The organism is Salinivibrio sp. PR5 (assembly GCF_001996085.1).
In the GTDB taxonomy this organism is placed as follows: Bacteria; Pseudomonadota; Gammaproteobacteria; order Enterobacterales; family Vibrionaceae; genus Salinivibrio; species Salinivibrio proteolyticus.
The window spans coordinates 1-10,051 of the sequence record NZ_MUFK01000066.1; the positions used below are offsets into that span (position 1 = coordinate 1).

At 40.9% G+C, this 10,051-nt stretch carries 6 protein-coding genes and 1 pseudogene; all 7 read right to left on the reverse strand.

Features of this window, described 5'->3' with window-relative positions:
- Window positions 1–561 (reverse strand): annotated as a pseudogene (locus BZG82_RS15280) (hypothetical protein); the annotation flags it as partial.
- Window positions 561–1,037: a hypothetical protein gene (locus BZG82_RS15285; RefSeq protein WP_077766244.1), complete on the reverse strand. Its 477-nt coding sequence runs from the start codon at window positions 1,035–1,037 to the stop codon at window positions 561–563. The gene BZG82_RS15285 and the pseudogene BZG82_RS15280, both read right to left, overlap by 1 nt.
- A 224-nt stretch (window positions 1,038–1,261) precedes the next feature.
- Window positions 1,262–3,034: a hypothetical protein gene (locus BZG82_RS15290; RefSeq protein ID WP_077766245.1), complete on the reverse strand. Its 1,773-nt coding sequence runs from the start codon at window positions 3,032–3,034 to the stop codon at window positions 1,262–1,264.
- A complete protein-coding gene (locus BZG82_RS15295) occupies window positions 3,035–3,697 on the reverse strand; it encodes a hypothetical protein (RefSeq protein WP_241837390.1) in 663 nt (220 codons plus the stop codon).
- An 8-nt stretch (window positions 3,698–3,705) separates the two neighbouring features.
- Window positions 3,706–6,675 (reverse strand): ATP-binding protein, encoded by a 2,970-nt coding sequence (locus tag BZG82_RS15300; protein WP_077766246.1) that lies wholly within the window; start codon window positions 6,673–6,675, stop codon window positions 3,706–3,708.
- 8 nt (window positions 6,676–6,683) lie between these two features.
- The gene (locus tag BZG82_RS16640; protein ID WP_241837391.1) at window positions 6,684–7,331 is read right to left on the reverse strand and encodes a YqfQ family protein; all 648 of its coding nucleotides are present in this window, start codon (window positions 7,329–7,331) and stop codon (window positions 6,684–6,686) included.
- Between the two features lie 11 nt (window positions 7,332–7,342).
- A partial coding sequence (locus BZG82_RS16425) for a molecular chaperone DnaK (RefSeq protein ID WP_108742998.1) occupies window positions 7,343–10,051 on the reverse strand: 2,709 nt, incomplete at its 5' end.

Genomic DNA, 10,051 nt, shown 5'->3' on the forward strand with positions numbered 1-10,051 from the left:
ATCCCAAAGATTAGAAATATTCTTTTCTTGAATACCACAAGCTACTAAGCCCTGAGTACTGGTATCCTTGAAAATACCTCGTAACGACCCCTGAGTTTTTTCGCTTAACTCGTGATACAGTTGGCTGACTAATATATCGATTTCAAAGGTATACTTATACTTATCTAACGCTGTATTTACCTCACTTACTTGTTCTTTCTTACTTTTAAGCTCAGCTTCCTTGTCACCCAACGCCTCGATCAGTTTTTTGTTATCTTCTTTAAAAGCATTAATATCCTCCTCTGTATTTTTCTTTTTTTGCGCTAGATCTTCATAAGCTTTAACCAGATCGGAAAGCTCCTTTCTTAACACTTCAACCTTCTCTTTTTGTTCAGTCAGTGCCAGCTCTAGTTCTTCATTCCTCTCCTTGATAAGATCATACTCTTCAACTCTAACGGTGTTTTCTCTTTCGCTCAACTGCTTAGCACTTATCTGCTTAGCGCTCTCAACAATAGCAATAATTTTGTTTTTTACCGTTTCATTTTCCAGTGCAGATAATAAATCATTTTCGGAAATAGCCATTATTGTTGCCTTTTATAGCTGCGAGTTTTTTTAAGATAAAATGACTGGATACTGGTTTCATCGGAAGAAGAGCTATCGGAATCAGACAGGTTATCATCAACTATCGGCGCTTCGTTATAGGGCCGCTCTTGACTCACGCTCCGATAATCAACTTTATCGATCGAATTTGGGAAGCACAAAACTTCACGGTTCCGTAAGCAAAATTCATCGATCACCCCCCGGACATCTTCTAAGTCATTATTAAAGCGATCAGCGATGGCCACATCAGGGTCGATAGTGAATTCTGGATCATCCCTAATCATGACAATCGCGATTTTTTCTCCCTCGACATACTCAATTTTTTTCTTAAAAGTGTGCCAAAAATCATCCTTCGAAAGATACTCTTCTCCCTCAAACCGAATAATTTCTCTCTGGCCCCAAATTAGTCGATAGGCTTGCGCTTGGTCACCTTTTACAGAAACGATATAATCTGTCATTTAAGACTTTAACCTCATCACTTTGTCTTCTATTTGTTCCACTGATAGATCGGGATCGACCCTCTGGTAGGCTGCGACCAATGCATCCGCGTGTTTTCCACTTTCACTAACACTTAACTCATCCTTGATGTAAAGACCATAGTCACCCGTTTCTAACTGCTTTTCTTTATATACTTTTATGGTTTCGATAATTTCTTTTGAGTCGACACCCTGATGGTTTTATTTTAGATCTCTTTAAGCAACGTTACCGATGCCCAGTCGAGATCATCCGATGGCAGTGATACACGCAGAATGTTATCTTCTTTTAGGAAGACATCAAACGATACGTGTGCCTTATTCATGCGTTCCATACACCCTTTCAGCCCAGGGATAATTGCTGTGGGGACATCCCATGTTTTGCTATTATCACCAATGAGTTTCTCGAAAGAATTTAGGTTGTTAGTGTGCATGAAGTTGCGCTCGGCATGCAACCGCACTGTAGTAGGAGTAAACGCATCACCTTTTTCAGGCACGTTAACTACCACCCGTAGCGAAAGGAGAATGTTACTTACCATGTCGTTGATAACATCTTCTTTACCACAAAGATCGTCCAACTCAGGTAGGTTAGCAGGGATATTTACATTATACCCCGCACGGAGTATTTCCGGGCGCAAGCACTTAAACAACAGCGTATTAGTAATCATCTTAGCGATGTTACGGTGGTTGTTTTCGTTTAGTGACGCCACAGTCTCCTTTAGGTCTTTAAGGTTGTTGATGCTGATGTTACGAAGATAATCCTCGTTAGCATCACCGACAATGACCTGACGGCTAAGTGGATAGTTAATTGTACCCACGATAGCATCGTTATCCCCAAGGTTGTGCTGGAGAAGCGGAGCGATGTCAGAAAATGACTCTACCGCTGCGGAGATAAATTCCACATTATCAGGGTTGATTTTACCGCTCCCTGTGCTCCCCGCGCCTAGCGGCGAAGCGTAGGCCAGGTCGATGACTTCCGCCAGCTCGTCTTCGACAACCTTATTATCATTGAGATATATGTTGTGGTCGCTAATATCCAAGGTCATTTCTAAAGCCTCCCCATTACCGTCAATAACATAAACCGTGCGTAAGTTAGTGGTGCCAAGGATATCACGACGACGAACGTTATCGTCACCTAAGTATTCCCTTGCTTGTTTTTGGTTAAGGACAATATAAGAGTTACCATCTACCTCAATGGTTATTAAATCACCTAAGTGATCACACTCCTCTACATCTACGGTATTCAAATAATCAACGACGTCGTTGTATCGCGCAAATGACCCGTTAATTTCCACACGACCTAACGAATAGCTATTGTTAAACAAAGCAATAAGTCCATCTAAACTTTTAGACGTGTCTCCCTCAATATCGTCGAAGTCTCCGTCTGAGGGTAAGACTGTGGTGCCGTCTTCAACATCCCCGACATCGCTGTCGTCAAACAACTCCATGTCAGAGTCATCAGATGTGGGGGATTCCCAAAGCGTCATATCCCATTCGACATCCTTGCTCTTGTCGGTCGACTGATCGCCGGTCCAACCACTCCACCCGTCGTTAGTTTCTTTTTCTTCCTGGGTCGACCCTGCACCACTCGAATAAGCATCAGCAATTATCGGCGCTTCGTTATAGGGCCGCTCTTGACTCATGCTCCGAAAATCTACTTTATCGATCGAATTTGGGAAGCACAAAGCTTCACGGTTCCGTAAGCAAAATTCATCGATCACACCCCGGACATCTTCTAAGTCATTATTAAAGCGATCAGCAATGGTCACATCTGCGTCGATACTGAATTCTGGATCATCCCTAATCATGACAATCGCGATTTTTTCGCCCTCGACATACTCAATTTTTTTCTTAAAGGTGTGCCAAAAATCAGCCTTCGAAAGATACTCTTCTCCCTCAAACCGAATAATTTCTCTCTGCCCCCAAATTAGTCGATAGGCTTGCGCTTGGTCACCTTTTACAGAAACAATATAATCTGTCATTTAAGACTTTAACCTCATCACTTTGTCTTCTATTTGTTCCAACGATAGATCGGGATCGACCCTCTGGTAGGCTGTGACCAATGCATCCGCATGTTTTCCACTTTCACTAACACTTAACTCATCCTTGATGTAAAGACCATAGTCACCCGTTTCTAACTGCTTTTCTTTATATACTTTTATGGTTTCGATAATTTCTTTTGATTCGACACCCTGTTGCGCAACTACCGCCAGAAAATCAGGCGTAACAACAGTATCTAGCTTTTCATTAATGCCTTTTAATGTAATCGATGCACCAATCGATGAGCGAGCCAACAGATCTTTCTCGTCCAAATTATCGAACTTTTCCCGATCAATGGTCACGTCATTTTGAAGGTAGTTAATGTATTCATTAATAGTATCAAAGTCACCTGGCTTCATATCAGCCATCATGGCTTTTTCGCCAAGTTCTGCCATATCGGAGTTAGGGTTAATAATACCTAAACTAATACCAATCGCCTTTATCGTATCACCGACTTTTGCTGCTAGTTCCACTCCCATTTCAGCGATCTTCGTCGCGGTCGTGCTAACCGCATCTGTAATTTTACTCGCCACACTACTAATTACATTGCATGCGCTAGACGCTATGCTAGATAACGCTGACCCCAAGCTACTAAAAAAACCCATAACCCCTCCTAAACTTTATCTTTTAGATCTTTTCTGAAAGTATCATGATGTCGCAATGTAATGCGTACATCACGATCTATATACAAACTGCGTAAAAAATCATTTAGCAACGATTGTCTTTCCTGTTCATCCGCGTCATCACTCTTATTATAACAATTTTCATTAATAAAATGACACATAAACTCCCATCTAAAACGGTCGATATAATATACTAAATCATCCTTTTTCTTGTCTTGACCTACGGCCTGGTACCAAGCCATTGCTACCTTACCATGTAAAAAATCAATAATATCGTCCTCATTGGGTGGTACATTGAGAAACTCTAGCCCAGGAATGAGGCCTGAACGATAATTATTGATATAAAAGTTAAGTGCTATCTGTCTAATTTTATCTTCCTCAATCTCTTTTTCATTAGTAGTGCTGACATGCTCTTTTATTTGCACTTGCAGTGGTTTACTCATCCCAGAGCTCGATAGTAACACTCGACCCGGCTCTAAATTAGATAAGAAATCTTTTTGCTCATCCGTGAGCGCCATCGTGTTCCCTACGGCGTCTTTATCGTCTTTAGCAAATAGCTTATGGATGATTTTTGTGTTGGTATTTTTAAGCACTTCAGGAGTGAGTTTATTAGGAATCTGATCGACAATAATCAAAGATTCGCCGTACTTTCTCACTTCAGCTAACATATCCGCAAAGGTTTCAACACCCTGTTTTTTATTTTGACTATCACCAACTTCAAACTTAGACAGCAAACGGTGTGCTTCTTCAATTAAGGTGATATGGCGAAATTTTTTCCCTTGTTTTTGATAGGCTCGATGATTCGCTCTAATCGCTTCATTTAGATTCGATAACACGAAGCCCATGATTAATGATTTTTCACTCGGATTGCGTATTTCTTCCAACTCAAGAATAACATTTCTTTTTACCAGATCATTAAAGTTAATCGAGCGTGGGGTATCGAGCATGATGCCTTTCGCCCCAATTAATAAACCTTGTAACCTGGCTTTAATGGACCCAATATAATCTTGCTTAAGCCGATCATCAAAACCTTGGCTAGCGACCACTTCTTCGGTCTTCAACACCAAATAACTTAAAGTAGGAAACGCATAGACGCCGTCAGAAAAAGGATCATCATAAAATCGGTTCGTCGAGGTAGCAATATCCCAACCTTTATCTTCATAGCACTGATAAATTGCCGCTTCGATTAATTGAGGGATCGCTGCTTCCATATCGAATGAGGATTCAATACTGGCTTTTATCATATCAACACGAGAGGTGATATTCTCATGTGGGAAGAACTCAAATGGATTGAGTTTAAATGGCGCAATATTATTATTCCCCAATGTAAAAATTAGAATATCTTTATTATTCTTGGCAAGCACTCTATATTCAGTTTTTGCCGGCTCAATCACCAAAAATGGCATATCTGCAGAATCCAATAATCGCTGGCAGGTTGTTGTTTTTCCGCTGCCTGTCACTCCCGCGATAAAAATATGCTTATCTAACTCATTTTTGTCCAAGTGAATATCAATGTTTTGAATCAAACCACTTTTAACCAGGCTGCCAAGGTAAAGTTTATTCGTCTCCTCAATCGAGTTCGTTATATTTAACCCAAATTCAACTTCTTCTTTTAGCGTTAAACCAACGACTTCCTTCTGCGGTAGACCTGCCACTACACTTAGCTCATTGGTGGAAAGCCAATTACAATCATAATTGTTCAATGGATTTTTAGCAGATAATAGATTTAACTGATTGTAGCTTGATGAAATTTCCCAGTTTCTTTTCTTCAATACCGGAAGTTGTAAGTTTCTAAACGCATTAACTTCTTTTTTGTTTGTCACACGCGTTACTGTCAGCGGTGACTTATTTGTCTCTTCGCCAGAAAATATCGACCGAGCCGTATTCCCTAATTTAATCGCACTGGCCTTGTTTTTGGCTAGCATATATATATTCGATAGATAAAGCCCTTTGTTTTTTCCAACTTGTACGCGATGCAATAGTACATCATCAATATAATTAAGCCATTCTTGGATCGCTTTATCGGTAAACTCTCGGGACTCACTCGATGAAGTGCCTTTTTGTTCAGATGTATTGCTACCTATGTTTTTAGCAACAGATTTAGAAGTCGTCGTGCCTTTACTTTTAGCTTCCGAACCACTTTTATACTTGTCATGATCGTTTGTGGTATAGCCATTGGAGGACTGCTTTTGCCCAACTGTTTCTGATGTATTCCCTGTTATAGAATGACTCTTCCCTGTATTTTGAGTAATCGTAATCCCATCATTTTTTCCCGTTGATGTTGTCTCCGAACTTCCCTCGGTTTCACCAGTTGTCCTTGCCTCATTTTTTCCATCTTGAACTGTTTTTTTCGCTAGGGGTGATAGCTTGTTATAAATCGAGTAAAGCTCTGACTCAATCGTATTAATTTCTTGTAATGACAATGGATCGGCCAATACTGCAAAGCAGAATTCATCTCCAGACATGATATCAACGAGTCGGTCTACACCTTGAAACTCCTCGTTATCCTCATGAACACTAGGCACCCCTTGCAGTCGGTACATATGAGGAAAACTTCCCAGTTTTTCTTTAACAACTGATCGTTGATTTTTATCCAGTTTTTCTACAACACTGCCTCTAAAATTACCTTCGATGGAGGGTTTGAGTATTTTTTCACCAATATCATCTACATCTAAGATAATATCGCCTTGATACTGCTTGTTTTTAGCAATACCAAAATAGAAAGAAACACTGTCGTTTGTGCCTAGTAACAGATAGGTAAAGACTATGCCTTGAGCCGTTAATGCATTCAGTACATTTTCGAACGCTTCTTTTCGTGGTGAGTCTTCATCAAATGTCACTTCTTTGATGTGATAGAGCGAAAACTCATGTTCAAGAATATGAATGGGTTTTTCAAGCCCGAAATTTGTTTGTGTAATACTTGCATGCTCTTCAAGCAGCTCAATCAGTGACTTTGTCATTGTTGATCCTATCGTAAATTCATAACCGCGTTTTCAGCTTGTGTCGTGTCCATTTCGGGATTGGCGATCTGGTGTGCCCGTACCAACACATCACTATGCTGATGCGCTTCCCGTATACTTAGTTTGTCCGCCAAATAGTTGTCGAAATGTGCAGGCTCTAACTCGGTTTGTGCATAAGCCGTCATAATTGCCAGTGTCAATTTTGGATCAACATCAAGCCTACTTATGGAATTCAACAATGGCAGTGATATTTTTGACATCTGCATGTCCATATTTTCTGCAATGGCTTTAATTGCAATCGTTGTTCCAACAACATCGCGAACGGTAGTGTCAACTGACGATTCTTTCAAGCCCTGCTCTTCAACCTGAACATCATGTTTAAGATAGTCAATATAATCATTGATTTTATCAAAATCTTCAGGCTTTTTATCTGCCGCCAGTGCTTTTTCACCCAAATCACTGACACTATCACTGGGGTTAAATACCCCGGTGGCAACATTAATTGCCTCGACAGCATTCATTACTTTCGGTAAATTTTCTCCCACGGTTTTAATTACCATAGGTCCATATTTAGCAACCATAGGCCCGACCGTTGCCGCGACTTTTGCTATGGCACTCACGATTGATGGGATCAGCGTAGGTAATAAAGCAATCATCGTCTTTCTCCTTAAAGTTCGATACGGTTGATTTCATTTAAATATATGTCATTGTGGATATCGTCCTCGTTCGCAATGACGTACTCGATGGCAGTGGGCGAGACAACGCGAATGAACACCAAAGCGTCATCATCCGTCGTGTCTAGCTTTATCACTTTCTTTTTGATACTCGTGTCGGAAATCGCCACTTGTCCAGTACTGGTACTGGGTTGGTCAGTATAAAAAATTTCGAACGTTTGGTAGTCCGCGTAGGTAAAATCAATCCACTCATTAAAGTTGACGTCGCGTTCGATAAGCGGCTTAAACTTTTTCTTTCTATTCTCGCCAAGGTAATATTTAAAGCGAATATCATCGTCATTCACATTGTGATCAATCACTTTAATTCGGCCACCTTCACGCGATTCGATCAACCCAAAAGCCACTCCTGTTTTACCGGTTGGCTTCTCAAGATCCTGGCTATCAACGCCCAGTGGCTGAAATAGTTCAAATCGGCTTTCACCTTCAGCTAGCCCCATTTCTTGATGTTGCAACGCAATATGCTTATCAAAAAGTGCTCTCACGAAGCTCGATTGACTCGCATTACCGGCCAAGAATATCTTCACATTAGCAATGTCCGACAGCATATGTTGGCGATTACTAAATGCTAACCGCAGTGCATCAAAAAAGTTTTCGACACCGCGCTCGATACGGCTTGATAAAATGGCGTTTAATTCCAGCTCATCGATTTGTAGTCCAAAAGCTGAGTGCTGTACACCGTTGACATCTGTGAGTGTCACTTGCAATTCACCTGATGCATCAAAGGAAAAGTCGTCATGCTCTTCCCAGTAAGGCCGCAAGGCAATGCATAGCTGTTTGGTATTGGTACGTGCCTCTTGCGAACGGCTTAACAGTTGCTCACTTCCCGCAAACGCATCTCGCTCTGGGTGTTTCTCAAATTGAATCCCATGCTCTAACAGGCTATTTTTGTTTTTCTTAAACACTTCAAAGGCAAGAAGCTCGAGCAAATTCTCGCCGCCTAAAAACTTATCACCGCCGGCGCCAAAGTGCTCTATCACATAGTCAAAGCGACGCCGGTCCTTCTTATCTGTTGGCTCACGATAAATACCAAAGTCAAAATCCGTTGTACCGCCACCAAAATCAAACACGCTATAAAAAACGCGTTCACCCCCTTCTGGCTCGATGTGATACGCTTGTAATGCCGTCAGTGCATAAGCCGCTGGCTCACTCGCACCTTTCATCACCGATATAGTATCAATCGTCTCTTTACCCAACTCAGCAGGTAGCGATTTTTTAAGCCCATTTCGAAAGCTATGGATAATTTTATCGCGAATGGCCACTTCATAGGTGACAGGGAAAGACAAAATGTAGTCCATAAAAATACCGTTATTGAGGTTATTGATATATAACCCTAAATAATAGGCATAAATTTCAATGGGATTAAAATCTCCATCATTGAGAGATAGGAACGGCGGAAGATCGATGATCTTGCCGTGCTGGCCGACAACCTTTAAGTTTCGGTTTTTATCCCCAGCCCACTGCTTTAGCGCATCAAGAAAGGTATTAAACTTGCTCGACTCACTGCCTTGTAACGAATTTTGCGCTGTGTGGGAAATCGTCAAATCACACCAACGCGTATCGGGCTTGTTCGCTTTTTGATGGTAAGCGGTTAAAAATGCGTTGAGATTCACAAACTCCATAATGGTTGGGTTTTCATAGTGATGTGCCGCAATATCTTTGCTGAGATCTCCGGTCCCAATCCGCATCGGATGAATGTTAACGTTATCTTTTTGATACGCCACAACCGTGCTTTTAGTACCAAAGTCAATCGCTACAACCCCTTCATTAATGCTGCTTTTAGGATCACGCGCGACTAGCTTTTTAGGTAATGGTACTGCCTCCATTTCACTAGTATCAAGTTCATCTTGCCATAAACTCCAATGCCCCAAGTCCGTATCTTCGATAATTTTTTGATGATAAGGGCTAATATCGGCTCTGATTTTCTCTTCAAAAAGTAACGCGTATGTCACTTTGTCAGTGAAGCCCTTCGCAAGGCTGTCAAGTGCATCCGTTTTATAAGATGGATAGACATCATCGTTGTTGTAATGAAAGATTTTAATCAAAGCCTTTAATGCCACATCATCTTTATACTCGTTAAGGATAAAGCCGTTTTCAATTAAGGTAATAAATAGTGACCGCGCTGATACATCGCTTTTTTCGTAAGGCAAAAAGGGAACTATTTCACCACTATCAGAGACTCTTAAATAGCCCTCATCGGTATCGAAACCTTGGCATTTATCCATATTGTCATAAAGACAATAGGCACTAGTAACTTGAGGCCGACCATTGACCGTATTAAAGGGCACATGAGTTAAGCGAGTTAAACATAACAACTCTTCTTTATTCGGTATCGACCATTCATTTAATGGATCATTGATTTTCTTTTGTATTTCCTCTTCTACGAAACTTAACTCAGTGCCAGACTCAATGATATCTAATTCCTTAAGCTCAGAGCTGAGCATCCAAAAACCTTTGGCTTTTTTATCAAAGAAGATATTACGATCAAGGCACACCCACCGTTCGGCGGCCAGTAAGCTCTCTATCTTCGAGAAACCGGTGTTAAGTAAAGAGGCAATAGAATTGGTTGCTTCTTGATTGTTTAAGAAACAATCAATAGCGTCAACTAAAAGTGCATCATAGTTCTCTTTTTGATTATCACTAAT